Source organism: Actinomyces sp. Z16, from assembly GCF_003111765.1.
GTDB classification, from domain to species: Bacteria; Actinomycetota; Actinomycetes; order Actinomycetales; family Actinomycetaceae; genus Actinomyces; species Actinomyces glycerinitolerans.
This window is the reverse complement of sequence record NZ_CP027862.1, coordinates 3,559,270-3,577,032: the sequence shown is the minus strand read 5'-3', so window position 1 is coordinate 3,577,032 and position 17,763 is coordinate 3,559,270. Positions and strand designations below refer to the sequence as shown.

The following is a 17,763-nucleotide window of genomic DNA, read 5'->3' as shown; positions in this document are numbered from 1 at the left end:
GAAGTTGCGAGGCTTCGACCGACCTCGACGCCCGTTCCGACCGAATTCCACCCGCATCACTGGTGTGCTCCCGGCGCCCAGTCAGTAATCTGTTACCCAGCACATAACTCGGCCTGGCAGGAGAAGCAGTGCGTCAACTCATCGCCACCGACCTGGACGGCACGGTCCTGTTCGACCGGCGCGTCAGCTCCGCCGACCTGGAAGCCATGCAGCGCTGGCGGGACGCCGGCAACTTGCTCGTCGTCGACACCGGCAAGTCCGTCTTCGCCACGCGCAACACCCTCACGGCCGCCGGCATGAGTTTCGACTACGCCGTCACCTTCACCGGCGCCGTCCTGATCGACGGCGACTACCGGGTCCTCTCCGCCCGCTACCTGCCCGACGGCGTCGCGCACGAGATCGCCGACTTTCTGCAGGGCATCGACGGGCTCACCGTCTTCGCCACCACCATGGAGGCGGACCACATCCTGTCCGACACCTACCACGAGACCTCCCCAATCCTGGAGATCTTCCTGCCCATGACCCTGGAGGAGATGCCCTGCCACCGCTTCATCGGGGTGCCCATGCGGGTGCGCGACGACGACGTGCGCGAGCGCATCGCCACCGACCTCACCGCCCGCTGGCCGGATCAGATCGAGGTGGTGCGCAACCAGGAGTTCCTCGACGTCATTCCCGCCGGGGCCACCAAGGGCGCCGGATTGAGTGACCTGGTGGACGTGCTCACCGGCACCGACGGTCCCCTGCCGGGGGAGCGGATCGAGACCTGGAGCGTGGGCGACTCCTGGAACGACATCCCCATGCACGTCGTCGCCGACCACGCCATCTGCCTGCCCTGGTCCCCGCCCGACGTCGTCGCCGCCTGCGAGCGGTCGGTGGGATCCATGGCCGAACTGATCGACGGGCTACTTGAGGAGGCAGAACGATGAGCAGCATCGGCGGGCGGGTGCGCGACTGGTTCAATGGTGGCGACCCGGACGGGCGCGCCAAGCTCCGTGCCTGGGCCCGCGGCCACGACGGACGCTCCGAGGGGTACACCTACGGCATGATGGGGCCCGCCGTCGGGCTGTCCGTCCTGGCGGCCCTGCTGTATGCGCCCACGAAGGGCTACGGCAGCATCGTGGCCCTGGTGCTGGCGATCTTCCTGCTGCTGGGGCGGCAGATGATCGAGCGGCAGGTCGCACGGGATGCCGCGGACCTGCACGAGGCCGAGCGACAGTACGCGCGCACCCGCAATTCCGAGTACCTGGACTTCACCGAGCTGCGCGCAGGCGGCCTGCTGGAGGACAACAAGATGCTCACCCGCGAAACCCGCGACTGGCTGACCGGGCGCGTCGAGTGGGCGCAGGGCGAGAAGGAGAAGCTTGCTCGGCGTGCGGAGCGGGCCGAACGCCGACGCGCCAAGGGCAACAAGGGCCGCGGCCGGTCGGGCAACGGCGGGCGCAACTCCGGGAGCAAGCGATGAGTGACTCCGGCCGCTATGTGCGCGGCGTCCTGTGGGACATGGACGGCACGCTCATCAACTCCCAACCCTTTTGGGATGAGTCCTTCCGCCGTCGCTGCGAGGCCGCCGGCGGCACCGTCACCGCAGCACAGGTCACCGCCCTGGAAGGCGCCTCCATCAGCCGCACCCACGAACTCATCGCCGCCACCGGGGCGGCCCCCGGCCCCGACGACCCGGCGGCCGAGGCGATCTTCACCGGCATGGCCGCCGACGTCGAGGCCGCCGTCAGGGCCAACCCGCCGCTGGTGCCGGGGGCGCGGGAGATCACGCAGACCCTGCTGGAGGTCGGGCTGGCGCAGGTGATCGTCACCCAGTCCCCGCGCCCGATCGTCGAGGCGGTTGCGCACGCGCTCGGCGACGTCTTCGCCGGCCTGATAACCGGCGACGATGGCCTGCCGGGCAAGCCCGATCGGGCCCCCTACGCCGCCGGAATGCGCCTGCTGGGACTGAGCGAGGACCAGTGCGTCGTCGTCGAGGACTCCGCCACCGGGGCGGCCTCCGCCCGTTCCAACGACCTGCGGGTGATCCAGATCGGCGGGCACAAGCACTTCCCGGCCGATCCGGGGCTCGTCGTCGTCCCGGACCTGAAGGCCGTCACGCCGCACCTGCTGCTGTGGGCCGAGCCCTGAGCGTGGGCCGGGGCATGCACGACGCCGCGCCCCGGACCGGCCGCGGGATCACTCGCCGGAGAAGCGGTAAACGTTCGTCTCGCGCAGCTTGAAGCCGGCCCGGCGGTACAGGCGGTTGGCCGCCTCCCGGGAGGGGCGCGAGGTGAGGTCGACGGTGCGGGCGCCCAGCGACTGCGCGTACTCGACGGCGGCCTCGACCAGTGCCTGGCCGGCACCGTGGCCGCGGGCGTCGCCGTCGACGACGACGTCCTCCACCCAGGCGCGCAGTCCGGTGGGGATGGTGAAGGTCGCCAGGGTCAGCATGCCCAGGATGGGGGTGGTGCCGTCGGCGAGCGGCGCGTCGGGGCGGAAGGCGAACAGGTACACGCCCGGCTGGGCGACCAGGGCCTCGCACTGCGCGGCGGTCAGAGCCGGGGCGCTGCGGGAGAGCTGGGGGATGAGGCGCTCCATCGCCTCGACGAGCTCGGGGGTGGACTGGGTGATGACGTCGACGCTCACGGGTACTCCTTACAGTCGTGGGAAGGGCTGCCGGGTATGAGCGTAGCCGTTCGGCCGGCCTTCGGGAGGCGGGGCCGCGGCGTGGCCGGAATTACTCGGCGGCCGCGGTCGGGTCCATGATGACGCCCTCGATCAGCACCAGGCCGGTCAACTGGTCGACGATGCGCAGTGCGAAGGGGTGGTCCACGATGAACTGCACCGGCGCCTCCGGGGGTGCCGCCGCGCCGTCCGCTCCGGAGAGCTCCGTGAGCGCCCCGGCCACCGTGCCCTCCTCCTTGACCATGAGGCGGACCTGCTGGACCGCCTGGTCGACGACCAGCTCCTCGCCGATGTGCTCCAGGGAGTCCAGCGTGGTGCCCTGGGCGTCCAGAAAGGCGAGCAGGTCCACGGGCCCGGGTTTCAGGTCGAGGGTTGGCAGGGCCAGCACGACCTCGCTCCTCCGGTCCTCCGTGACGGCGTCCAGCGCCGCCGAGGCCTGCTCCCAGGCGCCTTCGGGCAGATCCGTCGGAGCGACGCCGGCGTCGGGGAGGATCACGTCCATGACGAGTTGGGCGTCGTCGTCCCCGTCCCAGTAGGGCAGGCGCACGGCCTGCCAGCCCTCGCCCTGCACGCAGGGCCGGAAGAAGTCTTCGTGCATGAGCTGGGCGGTGACCGTGGAGCCGTCGGCCAGGGTGAAGTCCTGGTCGTAAGTGTGGTTCGCGTCGAAGGTAGTGCTCCACCGGGCGGCGAACAGCAGGGCGTTTTGCAGCACCAGCCGCGTGTCCTTGGTGATCTCAATGCCCGAGGACTTGATCAGCCCGCCGGTGTGGCGCTCGGCCCAGGCGTCCAGGGCGGCCTTGGCGTCGTCGCGGTCCGCGTGCTCGGTGGTGGCGGCATACCACTCGCGGGCGGCATCCAGGTAGGACTGCTCCACTGCCGGGTCATCGCCGACCAGCAGCACCCGGTTGGCGATGTGCAGCAGCGGGGCCTCCGGGATCTGCTCGGGGTCGAAGTCGTTCAGTTCCTCATCGCTGGGGTCGTAGGCCAGCAGGGCGTTCTGCAGCGCCGACCAGGTCAGGTCGCGGGTGGTGCCCGAATCGGCGTCGGCGGCCTTGGCGGCCGATACGCCGAGCAGTGAGTCCACGCCGTCGGCGGGGGCGTCGGAGCCCGCGTACAGCAGGGCTATGGTCAGGGCCGTTCCGACCGGGCAGGTCAAGGCGTTAGCCGCGGGCTCCTCGCCCAGGCGGAAGCGCAGCAGTGACTCACTCAGAGCGGCGCAGGCGGCCGCGGCATCCGGCGCGCCGGGAGCGTCCTCCAGCGGGATCTCGCGGTGGACGGCGTCGGTGTCGTAGGCCTGTGCCCGCGCGGAGCCTCCGAATACTCCGCACCCGCCCAGGGCCACCAGCGCGGCGATGGCGGGCGGGAGCGCCAGCGCCCGGCGGCGGGACAGGCCGCGAGTCCCGCGGCCGGGCGCAGGGCGGCCCGGGGGCGCAGGGGCCGAGGGGGTGGTCGATGCTGAGGGGGCGGATGGAAAGGGACCGGGTGCAGCGTCGTTGCTCGCCATGTCACGAGGCTACGTGACAAGGCGACACCGATCCATGGGCCGTCGTGCCCAGACCCGCCCTAACAACCGGTCTTGGCACGTAACGTCTACCGACGTCGGCGGAGGTCTACGAGGACCTCGGCGTGGTCGGTGTGGGGGAACATGTCGAACAGGCGCGCCCGCCGCGGCCGCAGCGAGGGCATCCGCGCCAGGTCCTTCGCCAGGCTCGCGGGGTTGCAGGAGGAGTACAGCACCCGCTCCACCCCCGCGGCCTCGATGCGCTCGGCCAGTTCCGCCCCGATGCCGCGCCGCGGCGGGTTGACCACCAGCAGGTCCGGCACCGGCCCGGCTCCCGGGTCGAGAACGGAGGCGTCGCCCGCCTCGAACCGGACCCGATCGTCGGGCAGCCTCATGAGTCGGGCGGCGGCCCGGGCGCCGTCGATCGCCGCCGCCGACACCTCCACTCCCAGCACGCGCCGATCCGGTCCGGCCAGGGCCAGGGCGAAGCCGCCGACGCCGCAGAACAGGTCCCACACCCGCCGCGGGGCCCGCGGGGCGGTGGGCGTCGCGGCGGGAGCCGTGGGCGCCGCACCGGGAACCGTGAGCGCATCATCCGCCCACCGCCGCGCCGTGGCGTAAAGCGCCTGCGCGATGCCGGTGTTGGTTTGGAAGAAGGAACGCGTGGGTAGGTACAACGGCAGCTCCGTCGGGCCCGCACCCGCCGTGCCATCCTCTGGCGCGTCCGACACCGGCAGGTGCAGCCGCATGAGCAGACGGTCGTCCTCGGTGAGCAGGATCTCCTCGGGCCCCTCGATAATCGCCTGGTGCACCGGCTGAATGTTGGCGCTGAGCACCGCCAGCGTCGGCAGCGCCCGCCGCAGGCCGGGCAGGGCGGCGCGCAGGTCGTCGACGTGTCGGCGGCTGCGCAACACGAAGCGCACCATCAGGTCCCCGTCCGGGGAGGCCGTTACCAGCAGGTGCTTGAGCTCGCCACGCCGCGCGGACACGTCGTAGGGCGTCAGCCCGAGCGTCGTGATCGCGCGTGCGAGTACCGGTAGCGCCGCCTCGATCTCGGGCACGTGCAGGGGACAGGTGCGCAGATCGACGCCGTGCCCGCCCGGCCCGAGAATGCCCAGCAGCGGCTTGGCCGCCGTCCCCGAGACCACCATCTTGGCCTTGTTGCGAAAGCGCTTCGGCGCGCTCGCCGCCGGCCGCTCCCAGGCCGCGGCCGGGACGGGGTTCGCGCCGTCGGCCAGCAGTGCGACGATCCGGGCCTGCTTGCGGGCCCGCTGCACGGGCAGCGGCGTCGACATGTGCGGGCAGGAGTGACAGGTGCCGTCCTCGTGCAGCGCGCACAGCGGCGTCGACCCGGCCGGTGCGGCCGGGGTAGTGCTGCTGGACGTGCGTGCGGGAGCCACGGGGCGCATTGTCCGGCCGGATCCTGCCACCGCGTCAAGGCGGCCGGTGCTCCCGGCGACGCGCGGGGCAACAAACGGATACACGGGTCACGAGTAGATATACGGCAGACTGTGGGGCATGACCGATCAACCCGACAGTGATACCCCTGCGCGACGCACGCCCCGCCACTCGGCCGGCACCGCCACGTTCACCGAGGCCGACGCCGCCGCCTACCGCGCGCAGATCGCCCAGTGGACGCCGCGCACCGGCATCGGCACCGACGTGCACGCCTTCGCCGCCGACTCCGACACTCCGCTGCGGTTGGCCTGCCTGGACTGGCCCGACGAGGTCGGACTGGAGGGGCATTCCGACGGCGACGTCGTCGCCCACGCCTGCTGCGACGCCCTGCTGTCCGCCGCCGGCCTGGGGGACCTGGGCAGTAACTTCGGCACGGATGCGCCGGAGTGGGAGAACGCCGCCGGTGCCGCGCTACTGGCCGAGGCCGCGGGGCGGGTGCGCGCGGCCGGCTTCGAAATCGGTAACGTCGCCGTGCAACTGGTCGGCGCACGCCCGCGGGTGGCCGGGCGCATGCGGGAGGCCACAACCGCCTTGAGTGACGCCGTCGGCGCCCCGGTCGCCTTCTCGGCCACGACCACCGACCACCTTGGCTTCCTCGGGCGTGAGGAGGGTTTGGCGGCCGTCGCCTCCGCCCTGGTCTGGCCGGTGCCGCAGGTGTAGCCGGACTTGCCGCACCCGCTAGGCTGCGGCCGTGAGCACCTCATCCAATGAAGCGCGTCCCGCGCTGAACCTGCGCCTGTATGACACGGCCGCTCAGGGCGTCGTGCCCCTGGCGCCCACCGTCACGCCCGGTACGGTGGCGATCTACCTGTGTGGTGCCACGGTTCAGGGCTCCCCGCACATCGGCCACATGCGCAGCGCCATCGCCTTCGACGTGCTGCGCCGCTGGTTGACCCACTGCGGGCAGAACGTCGTGCTGATCCGCAACGTGACGGATATCGACGACAAGATCCTCGCCAAGTCCGCGGCCGCCGACCCGCCCGTGCCCTGGTGGGCGTGGGCGCAGCGTCACGAGCGCGAGTTCGACGCCGCCTACCGGGCCCTCGGCGTGCAGCCCCCCACCTACGAGCCGCGCGCCACCGGCCACATCCCCGAGATGATCGACCTGGTGCAGCGGCTGCTCGACGCCGGACACGCCTACACCGGGCAGCCCGGCAATGTCTACTTCGATGTGCGCTCCCTGCCCGACTACGGGTCGTTGACCAACCAGAGCGTCGACGACCTGGCCACCACCGAGGAGGATTCCCAGATCGACGCGGAGGTGGAGGCGGACAAGCGCGACCCGCGCGACTTCGCCCTGTGGAAGGCCGCCAAGCCCACCGAGCCCGCGGACGCCGCCTGGGACGCCCCCTGGGGCAGGGGTCGGCCCGGCTGGCACCTGGAGTGCTCGGCCATGTCCCGCCGCTACCTGGGGGAGTCCTTCGACATCCACGGCGGCGGCATCGACCTGCGCTTCCCGCACCACGAGAATGAGCAGGCCCAGTCCCACGGGGCCGGCTGGGGCTTCGCCCGCCACTGGGTGCACAACGCCTGGGTCACCATCAAGGGCGAGAAGATGAGCAAGTCCCTGGGCAACTCGCTGGTGGTCTCCGAACTGCTCAACCGCTACGACCCGGCGGTGCTGCGCCTGGCGCTGGGCACCGTTCACCACCGCTCCACGGTGGAGTTCTCCGAGGAGACTCTCGCCGACGCCGCCTCCCTATGGGAGCGGCTGTCCGGGGCGATCATGCGCGCCCTGGAGATCACCGCGCCCGCCGACGGCGGCCCGAACCCGGTCGACGCCCCCGCCGCGGCCGTGCGCGCCCGGGACCTGCCCGCGCAGTACGCCGCAGCCATGGACGACGACCTCAACCTCGCCGGCGCCATGGCCGTCGTCCACGCCAGTCTCAAGGCTCTCAACACGGCCCTGGCCGCGCCCAACCCCGACCTCGACGCCGTCGCCCAGGCGGCCCTGGACCTGCGCGCCCAGTTGGACGTGCTCGGCCTCGACCCGCTCGCCGAGCCCTGGCGCGACCGCGTGCTCGGCGCGGGCGGCAGCACGGACGACGCCGCCATGCGTGCCCTGAACCAGCTGGTCACCGGGCTGCTGGAGCAGCGGGCGCAGGCCCGCGCCGCCAAGGACTGGGCGCGGGCGGACACGCTGCGCGACGAGCTGTCCGCGGCCGGCGTCGTCGTCGAGGACAGTGCCACCGGGGCCCGCTGGCACCTGGCCTGACCCGCCGCGTCGACCCCGGCGCAACACCAACGTCACCGCGGCCACTGGCCGCCAACCGCAGAACAGGAGGCCCGCGATGCCGGGAAATGATCGGCGCCACGGCGCCATACGCAAGCAGGGCAAGAAGACGGGCCCGCTCAAGGGCTCCGGCGGTGTGCGCCGCCGCGGCCTGGAGGGGCGCGGACCCACCCCCAAGGCCGAGGACCGCGTCGGCCACCCGAAGGCGCGCGCCAAGGCCCGGGCCGAGGCCCGCGCCGCTCAGCCGACCCGCTCCGGGCAGTTGGAGGCCGCCCGGCAGCGCTTCAACGTGCCGCGGGACCACGAGATCGTCTGCGGCCGCAACGCGGTGGCGGAGGCGGCCCGCGCACGCGTGCCCATCACCCGGGTGTTCATGGCGGCCTCCGCCCAATCCGATGACCGCCTGGGCGCCGTGGTGCGGCGGGCCGCCCTGGTCGGGGCACCGGTGGTGGAGGCCACCAAGTTCGACCTGGAGGCCCTCACCGAGGGCGCCGCCCACCAGGGGGTCGCCATTGAGGTGCCCGCCTACGAGTACGTGCTCGCCCGCGACCTGCTGGAACGTGCCCGCGCCGCCGGGCACACCCCCCTGCTGGTGGCGCTCGACCAGGTCACCGACCCCCACAACCTGGGGGCGGTGCTGCGCTCGGCCGGGGCCTTCGGCGTCGACGGCGTGATCGTGCCCGAGCGCCGCTCTGCGGGCGTGAACGCCGCCGCCTGGAAGGTGTCCGCCGGCGCCGCCGCGCGGGTGCCGGTCGCCCGGGAGACGAACCTGGTGCGCGCCCTCGAGGCGCTCAAGCGGGAGGGCTGCTTCGTCGTTGGCCTGGATGGGCGGGCGGATACGCCGGTGGAGGAGTTGAATCTGGCCGACTCCCCGCTGGTGGTGGTTACCGGCGCGGAGGGCAGCGGACTGTCGCGGCTCGTGCGCGAGACCTGCGACCTGCTGATCTCCATCCCGATCGCCGGGACGGTGGAGTCGCTCAATGCCGCGGTGGCCACCGGCATCGCCCTGTACGAGGTCGACCGGCTGCGCCGTCGGGCCGGGGCCGGCAAGTAACCGCCGAGGCTTTCCGGCCACCTGACGACCCGGCCGGGTGGTCCGGCTTCCCCCGGCCAGGCAACCCGGCGACCCCGGTCGGGGCTCCCCGGGCTGACCGGGAGGCTCTATGCTGACACAATGGTGGTGTCCCCGCCCGTCGCGTGGACGGGCCGGACAACGGTCGTCACCATCCGACTAGGAGGCCTTCATGGCTCAAGACCCCGCACAGCGCTGGAACCGCACCGAGGGCGTACTCGTCGTGCCCGGAACCCAGCCGGACGCGGTTGCCGCGCGCCTCGAGGCGGAGCGGGTAGTCGCCCGCCTCGAGTGGTACCCGGCGACCCCCCACCTGCTCTCCCTCACACTGCTGGCCGACGCCGACGGGCGCGTGGCCGTCACCCCGCCGTCGCGCGGCGGCGTGATGCCCGGAACTCGCATCAGCGAGCTGGTTGAGTCCCTTGCGCGCGAGTTCTCCGGGGATGTCACCATCGGCCCGGCCTCCTTCAACGCCCTGCCCGCCGATGTCGCCCTGCCGACCGTGGCCCCGGAGACGCCGGAGGGTTCCCGCACCGTGGTCGTCTCTCCGCTCAGTGCCTACATGGTGCCGTTGCAGGCCACCCTGCTGGAGCGTCCGCTGGCCGTCACCTCCTTGCCCGCGCTCGACCGGCGCATCGTCATGTACTCCGGTGAGGGCAACCAGCTGGGTTCCTTCGGCTGGGACAAGGAGTCTCTGCCGGCCCTGGTGTTGACCGTGGACGCCCGCGACATCGCGGTACGCGCCGTCACCACCGGCGAGAGTGAGGACGACGCCGTCTTCTCCTGGGGCATGACCTCGCAGTACGTGTGGGGCGGCGTGGCCGAGCCGGGGCCGGCCCTGCGCGCCCTGGTGGATGAAATGCTCACCGACTCCACCGACGTCTCGCTCGTGGCCGCGGCCGTGCCCGGGGCGGATGCGGAGGCGGTGGCGGAGGCCTTCTCCACCCCCGGTATCGACGGCCTGGTGGCCCTGATCGATGCGCTCGGCCTGCCCGACTGGGTGGCGTCGGTGCTGACCGGTCGGCTGGCGCCCGCGGAGGCGCCCGGCGCCGTGGTGCACGAGCCGCGCGGCCTGTCCAACGCCGTGGGGCGTTCGGTCGGGCTCATGCTGCAGGACCCGGAGGCGCCCGGTTCGGCCTTCTGGCAGACCTACATTCGCGTCGTCACCGAGCGGCCCTGGCTCATGCGGGCCGGCGTTGCCCTGGAGGCCGGCATCGGCGGGGCGCTGATCGGGACGGCGGTGCACCGCCGCGACCGCACCGGGGTGGCACACCGCGGCCTGCTGGCCACGGGTGTGGTGCTGCTGGTCGACGCGGTCGCCGAGGCCTCCCTCGCCTCCTGGACCCGACACCGGGAGTTGCGGCGTCGTGCGGACCAGGAGATGGCGCTGGTTGCCGAGGAGCTCGGGGCCTGACTAGGCGGTCAAAAGGGCGGAATGTCAGAAGGGCGGAATCTCGTCTAGCAGTGGGGCCAGGCCGAGGTCGTGCAGGGCCTCCGAGTAGGGAGTGGTCTCGAAAGCGCCGACGGGCTGGCCGGGGCGGGGACCGCGGCTGGCGACTCGGGGGCGCCCGTCCGCACGAGCGGCGTCTCGAGCACTGAGCTCAAGGCCGTGCTGGAGACGACTCAGGACGGCGTCGTCGACGGCCTCGGTGAGGCGCGCGGGGACCTTCTGGGCGGGGACAAGCAGTTGGCGAGGCCCGATCCTGTGGGCCAGAAGGGTGATGCTCCCGTCCAGGCTGCGCCGGTAGCGAGCGCCGGTGGGAGTACACCAGGTCAGATCACCGGAGTCGGTGCGGCTGAGGCTCCACCCGGGCGTGTGCTTGAGCCGGTGGTGGGCCTGGCACAGGCTGGTGAGACTACTCAGGCTGGTCGCCCCGCCCTCGGCCCAGGGTTGAATGTGGTCCGTGTCGCAACGGGTGGCGGGGATGGTGCAGCCCGGGAACGTGCAGGAGCCGTCCCTGGCCTGCACGAGTTCGCGCAGGGCGACCGGGGGCCGGTAGTGGGTGCGGCCCACGTCGACTACCGTCCCCGAGACCGGGTCGGTGACCAGCCTGCGCCAGACCCCACCGGCTGCGAGGGCGCGGGCGGTGGCGGCGGGCACCGGCGCCGTGCTGACCCCAATGGTGACCTCGGCCGCGGGACCCGCGCCCGCGGCCGTCCCGGTGTAGGGGAGGGGGCGCTGACGGTCCAAAACCGCGGTGTGCGCACTGCTTCCGCCTCGCGTAGGTGAGTCTGAGTGACCTGTGGTGGGCGCACTGCTTCCGCCTCGCGTAGGTGAGTCTGAGTGACCTGTGGTGGGCGCACTGCTCCCGTCGGCCGGGGGCGTTTCGGGCACACTTCGCCCGTCGGATGCGAAGGATCGCCCGACTACGGCGTCCGTGGGCCGCCCCGGCGTATCGCCGGCGGTGGGAGGGCCGTACCCGGTTGGCGGGTCATCCCCGATGGGCGGGCCGTATCCGGTCTGCGGGTCATCCCCGATGGCGCCGGCGCCGTCGGGGAGCAGGTGCTCCAAGGGGACGGCGACGTCGACATTGATGGTGATCCCCGGCGGAGGGAAGACCGCCTCTACCCCGGAGGGCGTCCACCAGGGGAGCGAGGGCTCAACCAGGCTGCTCAACCCGGCCAGCAACCCCTCCAACGGGACCCCGTCGGGCAGCAGCTGTGCGCTGGCCGGTGCAGGCGGCGGGGCACCGGCGTCGACGCTGGTCGGTACAGTTGCTGGGGCGGCGTGGTCGACGTTTGCAGGTGCGGTGAAAGACGGCCGACAGGCGGCGTACTGGCTGGCTTGCAGGGTGCGCAGCGTCATGCCGGTGATGGCGTCGGCCCGTAGCTGCGCCGGGGAACGCTCATCCCCGGCAGCCCGGGCGGAGGCGGCTATGGCGTCCAGGGTCGCATCCAATAGGAACGCGTCCAGGCTCGGCAGCAGGAGCCGCATTTCATGAACGCCCTCGCCCGCCTGGCGGGGCCGCGTAACGTGCCTGCGCGCCAGGTTGCGCTTACGGCGGCTGCCGGCGCCGTCGGGGTCTAAAGCGGCCAGGGCGCGGTCGATGTCCTTGGCCAGCTGCGACGTCGTCCTGCGGGATGCGCGAGGCAGGACCTGCTCCTGTACGGCCCTGGCCACCCTCGCGTCGGCACCCTCCAGGCGGCGAACAATCAGGGCGGTTTTGCTCGCATCCAGCAGGCCGCCCCGGTGCAGGGTCTCGGTGGCCGCGAACTCGGGTTGTAGCAGAGCCTCGCCCCGATCCAACATCTGACAGGCGCTCTGGCGGGTGGTGCCGAGTCGGCAGGCGATCTCCCCGCTGGTGGTGAAACGTCGCTCCTCCTCCGTCACCAGGCATTCGAGTCGCCCGTCCGGACCCCAGGGAGCTGCGCCGCGGTTCATTTCCGGTGTACGGGCAAGGCACGCAGCCGCCGCGCTTTCGCACCACGACGCCCAGGAGACCAGCCGGTGGCACGCCGCCACCAGTTCGCTGAGCACTTGCCCGCCCAGCGTGGCCAGGCGGTCGATGCCGGTGCCCTCGCCCCAGTCCACGCCCTGCTGTGCGGAGGCCTGCGCCAGGGCGCGGTCGGCCGGGCTCGTGATGGTGTTGAACAGTGCGCCGGTGTCGGGAGTCCCCAGTATTTCCGCCAGCTCGGCGATGCCCACGGCGTCCGCGGTGTTCGCAGCGTCCGCGGTGCTTGCAGTGTCCGTGGTGTTTGCAGCGTCCGCGATGCTTGCAGTAGCCACCGCGCTTGCGTTTGCTGCGTTCTCCCCGGCGGAGCCGGCCGCCTCACCGTTGGGGTTGGCGGGTACCAGTATGCCGGCCAACAGACCCTCAACCAGGCTCGCCAGACCTGCGCCTGCAGGTACTTCCGCCAGGTGCTCGATCAGCGCCGTGGGCTCCCGCACGACTTCGAGCACGGCCGTGGAATCCTGCTCGGCCCCGGGCCCGGCCGCTGCCTCCCCGTATGTAGCGGCCCAGGCAACGGTCGCCGTCGATCCCCTCCCGACGCCGGGCAGCCCCGCCCGATCCGTCGGGGACGCCCCGCCGGATCGCCGCTCAGCACCGTTGCCTTCGTACATGTGTCCACGGTATCGCGGGGCACCGACATGAATTCCGTGTCCTTAAGGGGCTCTTCGTGTGTGGGCGGTCAGCGGCGCTGCCCTCCCGCGCCCGAGGGAGGCCTGCCGCATCGTGGTTCCATGCGGCCGCACCCTCAAGCTCAAGCGCGAAGCACCGGTCAGTGCTGGTCGGCGCTGGTTTCCGACCTTGGGGTGTGGTTTACGACCCCGGGGTGGTCGTAAACCACACCCCAAGGTCATAAAACGACATGACAGCCATCCCACGGAAGCACAGCCGACCCGGGAATCGGGGGGGACCCCTCGGGATCGCGGGTGTGGTGGTGCACAGGTAAGAGCCTGGCGGCAGTCATTGTGGACATCCGGCAGGAGCATTCTGGCAGGCACGATGGGAAGGGCAGGCGCAATTGATCGCCGCGAGCCTGGACAGGCCACAACAGGTCCCGGCGAGTCCCGGCGAGCCCCGGCGAATCCCGGCGAGTCCCGGCGAGTCCCGGCGAGTCCCGGCATCTCATGCCGCCGGTGTGCAGCCAGCGCACCCCGAGGGACGATTCCCGGCCTCACCCTCTCGGATGCGGCGGTCCGGGCGGGAGGACTCGGCTGCTCGCCTGACGGGGCACCCTTCTCGGGTCGACGATTCGACACTTCCGACGACGGTACGTACCTTCTGATCAACGATTCGTACTCCTATGGGACGGTACGTACCTGTGATGTCTCAGGACATCGGTGACAGTTTTGTGTCAGGACATCGGTGACACTTGGTGTGTCAGGACATCGGTGACAGTTGTGGTGGTTGGTGGGGTTGGGTGTGTGTGGGTGGAGACGTAACGGACGCCGGGTGCGGGCCAGGGGTACTGGGCCAGGATCTCGCCTTGGGTGTCGGTGAAGGCGACTTGGTGGGGGTCCCAGGTGATGGTCACTGGCTGGTGTGCGTGGGTTCTGGATACCAAGAAGCTGATACCGGCCAGGCTGACCACTCCGTTAGCCCCGATGGTGCCTTGGCGCTGCCCTGAGGGCGGTGTTGTGGGCCGGCGCCTGGGGCGGGGTTGTGTGGGGATGCCGCCGACGGATACGGGCTCGTGGTGCTTGGGGCGTGGCGGGGCGGCGACGGGGGTGGCGTCCCACGCCTGCTGGGGTGTCATCCTCCCGGGCAGGGCCTGGTGTCCTCGCTCGGTGTTGTAGATGTGGTCGAAGGCGTCGACTTGGGCTTGTAGCTCTTCGATGGTGTGGGCCAGGGGCTGGTTGTCGAGGTAGCGGAACAGGGTTTGGTGGAAGCGCTCGTTCTTGCCCTGGGTGGTGGGCTTATAGGGCTTGGAGGTGATGGGTTCTACCCCCAGGGTGCGCACGTGGTCGACCAGTTTGCCTTTGCGGCCGCGTCGGGTGGGGTTCAGGGCCGTCCCGTTGTCGGTCAGTAGCCGCTGGGGCACCCCGTAGCGGGCGACGGCCCGGTCGAATACCGCGATAGCCGCCTGGCTGGTCTCGGCGGCGGCGACCAGGGATGCCACCGCCAGGCGGGAGTGGTCGTCGATGAGCTGGAAGATGACGACCTTGCGTCCTCCGGCGAGGACGTACTCGGTGGCGCCCCGTCTGCCAGCAGGCGTTCGGGGCCGGATAGACAAACCGGCGCCATGCCGCCCGGGGCCTCTTCGTGGGCTCGGCTCGGGCCACGCCGGCGGAGCGAAAGATGCGGGCCAGTGATGTCGGCGAGGGCGCCTTGAGGCCCATGGCCCGCATCTTGTCGTGCACGCTGATCGGGCCGCAATCCAGGCCAGAGCGTTCCAGCGCGGCACGCACGTCAAGGGCCTGGGAGCGTACCTGGTCGCTTATGCGTCCCGGGCTTGTGCGAGGACGGCGGGAGCGGGGCTCGAGTACCGCGGCCTCCCCGTCAGCTCGGGCTCGGGCCCGCAGCACATAGAAGGTCTTGCGGGAGATGCCCTCCTGTTCGCAGAACGTGGTCACCGCCCCGCGCGGGGCGTCATCAGGCCACCGGGCGATCGCCAGACGCACACGCGGATCAACACCACTACTGTTGGACTTCCTGACTGAGCTCATGCGCCCAAAAGCACACCAGAACTGTCACCCCCAACAACCCACGAACTGTCACCGATGTCCTGACACAGAACTGTCACCGATGTCCTGAGACATAACAGGGACGGTACGTACCTCTAGGTGCCGAACCGCCACGAGAGGGTACGAATCGCCGGTGCTAAGTGCCGAACCGTCAACCACAGGTACCAACCGCCAGGGCCCGCGCCGACCTACGCGCCAGATCCCACCCGGGAAAACACACCAGACAACCCAACCCACCCCCTCCCAGCACCCCGACCGACCCGCACCCGGCAGCGTGGGTCTGCTTCCAGGGGCGCACTCGGCACCCCGACTTGCCTGCGGTTAGCGGCACGGGCCCGCGCCAGGCGCGGAAGTCGTGTACGACGCCACTTAGACGCCTGCTGAAGACCTCCGGGCCACACAGCAGGCCCCTCTTAACCGGCGTACCCAACAGCGAACTGGCGCAGCAGACGCACCCCCCGGGGGGAGACCAGCGATAGTGACGCGCCTCCCACCAACCACTGCGCACACCCCCCAAACACTACAGCCCCAGGCATCAACGATCAGACTCAGCCCTCCGCCCCCAGCCAGCAGCACCCACCCCCACCAACCACACCCACCAACACCAAGAACCCCTAAACTCGGGGCGCGTGCTGTCCCGAGTCAGCGTCGCCGAGCTACCGCCGATTCCGCCCCCCCTTAACCGGGGGCGCGGTGCGTTCCGGGCTGCGGCGAGCGGATCCATAGGCTGCGAACCATGAACGACACGTATGTGCCCTCTCTTGAGATCGGCGTGCTCGGACGCCGCGAGGGAGCCGCCGCTGCCGCGGCCACGGCGGCAGATGATGCGGCCTACGGCGCACTGATCGGCGAGGCGGCGATCCGGGGGCTGGCGCTGAGACTCTCGTCGGAGCGGGTCGTCCACGACCATTCCCTCGCCACTTACATTGCGGAGCGTTTGCCGGCGCACGGTGACGCCGTCATGAGGCCAGTGACGATCACTGTGGCGGGGCAGGAGGGGACTCACGCCGCCACCGGGTTTGAAGGCGCTTTCTCCACCACGGATGACCTACTGGCCCTGGTCGCCGATGCAGCTGGTTGGGAACTGAACCACGAGGTGGTGGGATCGCCGGACGTATCCGCGGGAAGGGAGTGTATGAGCATGCGCGTGCCCTACTGGTCGCACACCATGGCCGCCTTCCTGTGCGCACTGGCGCTGGCGACCGACGACGCCGGAGTGCTCACCAGCGTGCACGCGCAGATTGGAGATGGCCCGACGGCGTGAGCAGCCCGGCGGCTGCACGGTGCCCTTCACCGCGCAACACTTCGGGCCCGGGATTGCGTTCCACGACCTTGGTGCTATGGCACGACCTCCGTGAACATTCCACGACCACCCCGGGGTCGTGAAACGCACCCCAAGTTCGTGGATCATGGCCGGGGGTCGTGGAACGCAAACGGGGGTCGTGTTTTGCGTGTGGCCGGTTCAGCGGCTTCGGGCGGGCGATGCCCCAGTGGCCAGCAGGCCCTCCGCGAATGATGGGGTGATCGGCAGGCGGCCGATCAGCATTGCCTGGAGTGCGTGGTAGATGTCGGGCTTGCCCGACCAGGTGATTGAGCTCGGGCGGTTATGGGCGTCGAGCTCCTCGCGCCACCGACCGGGTGCCTCAATCAGAAACTCCCGGGCGAAGGTGGCGTAGATGTCGATGTCGTGCTCGTAGGAGGGATCCCCGGTGGTCTCACGCAGCGTCTCCGCCGCGCCGATCGCCTCGCACAGCACCCAGTACATGCGTTCATGCACCACCGGGCGTCCAGCGAAGTCCACCGTGTAGACGAAACCGCGTTCGCCGTCTACGCCCCATCCCTCCTGCAGTGCCTGCCGGTACATGCGCCCTGGGATGGTGTCCAGCAGCGGGTCGTAGCCGATGCCCGCGGCGGTGCACGCGGCGCGTACCTGAATCATCAGCCGCGACCACTCCAGCCAGTGCCCGACTGTGGAGCCATAGGGGCGGAAGGCGTCGGCGGGGCGGTCCCGGTTGTAGTCGAGGACGGCGTTCCAGTCGACGTCGAAGTGCTCGGGCAGGCGGAAGTCATGGGTGATGAACTCGCGCGCGATCCGGTCGGTGATGCGCGCCGCTCGCCGCAGGTGAGTGGCGTCGTGGGTGGCGGAATAGGCCGCCAACAGTGCCTCAACCGTGTGCATGTTCGCGTTTGCGCCACGGTAGGGGTCGACGGCGGGGCTGTGACGGTCCCGGGCATCCACCACCATCCCGGCGTCCTCGTCCCACCACAGTCGGTCGAAGGTGAGCAGGGCGGCATCGAGCAGTTCCTGCGCGCGTGATACGCCGGCCATGAGTGCGGAGGCGGCAGCCAGGATGACGAAGCTGTGCTCGTAGGAGACCAGGTTTCCTGGGCGCGGGGTCCCGTCGATATCAACTGCGGAGAGCCAGGCTCCGGCGACGGTGTCGTGCAGCGGGCCGTCCAGTAGGCGGGCGACGCCGTGTTCTGCCAGAGCGGCGCAGTCCGGGTCGCCCATGAGCTGCCCGAGAGCGAAGCAGTGGGTCATGCGGCCGGTGATCCATAGCTGTACGCCGTGCGTGGCGTCGATGCTGCCGACGTCGTCGAGCCAGCCGAACCCATGATCGGTGCGGGAGCGTTTGCCGAAGGCGAGTAGGCTCCAGGCTTCGGAATCGAAGAATTGGCGGGTCATGAGCGTGGTCATCGAG

At 70.9% G+C, this 17,763-nt stretch carries 13 protein-coding genes and 1 pseudogene; 8 read left to right on the top strand and 6 right to left on the bottom strand.

Features of this window, described 5'->3' with window-relative positions; translation table 11 throughout:
- The first annotated feature begins 128 nt into the window (after positions 1 to 128).
- Genes C3B71_RS14885 through C3B71_RS14875 form a run of 3 tightly spaced genes read left to right on the top strand, consistent with a single transcriptional unit; the run spans position 129 to position 2,130 of the window.
- A complete protein-coding gene (locus C3B71_RS14885) occupies positions 129 to 926 on the top strand; it encodes an HAD family hydrolase (protein ID WP_108969108.1) in 798 nt (265 codons plus the stop codon).
- A complete protein-coding gene (locus C3B71_RS14880; protein WP_073333960.1) occupies positions 923 to 1,462 on the top strand; it encodes a hypothetical protein in 540 nt (179 codons plus the stop codon). The genes C3B71_RS14885 and C3B71_RS14880 overlap by 4 nt, the downstream gene beginning before the upstream one ends.
- The gene (locus tag C3B71_RS14875) at positions 1,459 to 2,130 is read left to right on the top strand and encodes an HAD family hydrolase (RefSeq protein WP_108969106.1); all 672 of its coding nucleotides are present in this window, start codon (positions 1,459 to 1,461) and stop codon (positions 2,128 to 2,130) included. The genes C3B71_RS14880 and C3B71_RS14875 overlap by 4 nt, the downstream gene beginning before the upstream one ends.
- Before the next feature lie 48 nt (positions 2,131 to 2,178).
- Here the strand turns inward: C3B71_RS14875 and C3B71_RS14870 are convergent, their stop codons facing one another.
- From C3B71_RS14870 to C3B71_RS14860, 3 genes are all read right to left on the bottom strand, one after another.
- Positions 2,179 to 2,580 carry a GNAT family N-acetyltransferase gene (locus tag C3B71_RS14870; protein ID WP_395994451.1) on the bottom strand — a complete coding sequence of 134 codons (402 nt, stop codon included), beginning with the start codon at positions 2,578 to 2,580 and terminating at the stop codon, positions 2,179 to 2,181.
- A 139-nt stretch (positions 2,581 to 2,719) separates the two neighbouring features.
- A complete protein-coding gene (locus tag C3B71_RS14865; RefSeq protein WP_146750875.1) occupies positions 2,720 to 4,171 on the bottom strand; it encodes a serpin family protein in 1,452 nt (483 codons plus the stop codon).
- Between the two features lie 86 nt (positions 4,172 to 4,257).
- The gene (locus C3B71_RS14860) at positions 4,258 to 5,463 is read right to left on the bottom strand and encodes a methyltransferase domain-containing protein (protein WP_234416315.1); all 1,206 of its coding nucleotides are present in this window, start codon (positions 5,461 to 5,463) and stop codon (positions 4,258 to 4,260) included.
- 223 nt (positions 5,464 to 5,686) lie between these two features.
- On the opposite strand from C3B71_RS14860, the gene ispF reads away from it, so the two are divergent.
- The 4 genes from ispF (at position 5,687) to C3B71_RS14840 (ending at position 10,345) form a co-directional block, all read left to right on the top strand.
- Positions 5,687 to 6,286, top strand: coding sequence for a 2-C-methyl-D-erythritol 2,4-cyclodiphosphate synthase (gene ispF, locus C3B71_RS14855; RefSeq protein ID WP_108969099.1), 600 nt, complete (start codon positions 5,687 to 5,689; stop codon positions 6,284 to 6,286).
- Between the two features lie 31 nt (positions 6,287 to 6,317).
- Positions 6,318 to 7,841: a cysteine--tRNA ligase gene (cysS, locus tag C3B71_RS14850; protein WP_073333970.1), complete on the top strand. Its 1,524-nt coding sequence runs from the start codon at positions 6,318 to 6,320 to the stop codon at positions 7,839 to 7,841.
- Between the two features lie 76 nt (positions 7,842 to 7,917).
- Entirely contained in the window at positions 7,918 to 8,913 is a 996-nt protein-coding gene (gene rlmB / locus C3B71_RS14845) for a 23S rRNA (guanosine(2251)-2'-O)-methyltransferase RlmB (RefSeq protein ID WP_073333973.1), read from the top strand.
- 190 nt (positions 8,914 to 9,103) lie between these two features.
- A complete protein-coding gene (locus C3B71_RS14840) occupies positions 9,104 to 10,345 on the top strand; it encodes a hypothetical protein (RefSeq protein ID WP_108969097.1) in 1,242 nt (413 codons plus the stop codon).
- Between the two features lie 24 nt (positions 10,346 to 10,369).
- Here the strand turns inward: C3B71_RS14840 and C3B71_RS14835 are convergent, their stop codons facing one another.
- Positions 10,370 to 12,994 carry an HNH endonuclease signature motif containing protein gene (locus C3B71_RS14835; protein WP_108969095.1) on the bottom strand — a complete coding sequence of 875 codons (2,625 nt, stop codon included), beginning with the start codon at positions 12,992 to 12,994 and terminating at the stop codon, positions 10,370 to 10,372.
- Positions 12,995 to 13,731: 737 nt separating this feature from the next.
- Positions 13,732 to 15,043: pseudogene (locus tag C3B71_RS14830) on the bottom strand (integrase core domain-containing protein).
- A 754-nt stretch (positions 15,044 to 15,797) separates the two neighbouring features.
- Here C3B71_RS14830 and C3B71_RS14825 point away from each other — a divergent pair.
- Positions 15,798 to 16,325, top strand: coding sequence for a hypothetical protein (locus tag C3B71_RS14825; RefSeq protein ID WP_108969093.1), 528 nt, complete (start codon positions 15,798 to 15,800; stop codon positions 16,323 to 16,325).
- 198 nt (positions 16,326 to 16,523) lie between these two features.
- Here C3B71_RS14825 and C3B71_RS14820 read toward each other — a convergent pair whose 3' ends face one another.
- Positions 16,524 to 17,759 (bottom strand): AGE family epimerase/isomerase, encoded by a 1,236-nt coding sequence (locus C3B71_RS14820; RefSeq protein WP_108969090.1) that lies wholly within the window; start codon positions 17,757 to 17,759, stop codon positions 16,524 to 16,526.
- Between the last annotated feature and the right edge of the window lie 4 nt (positions 17,760 to 17,763).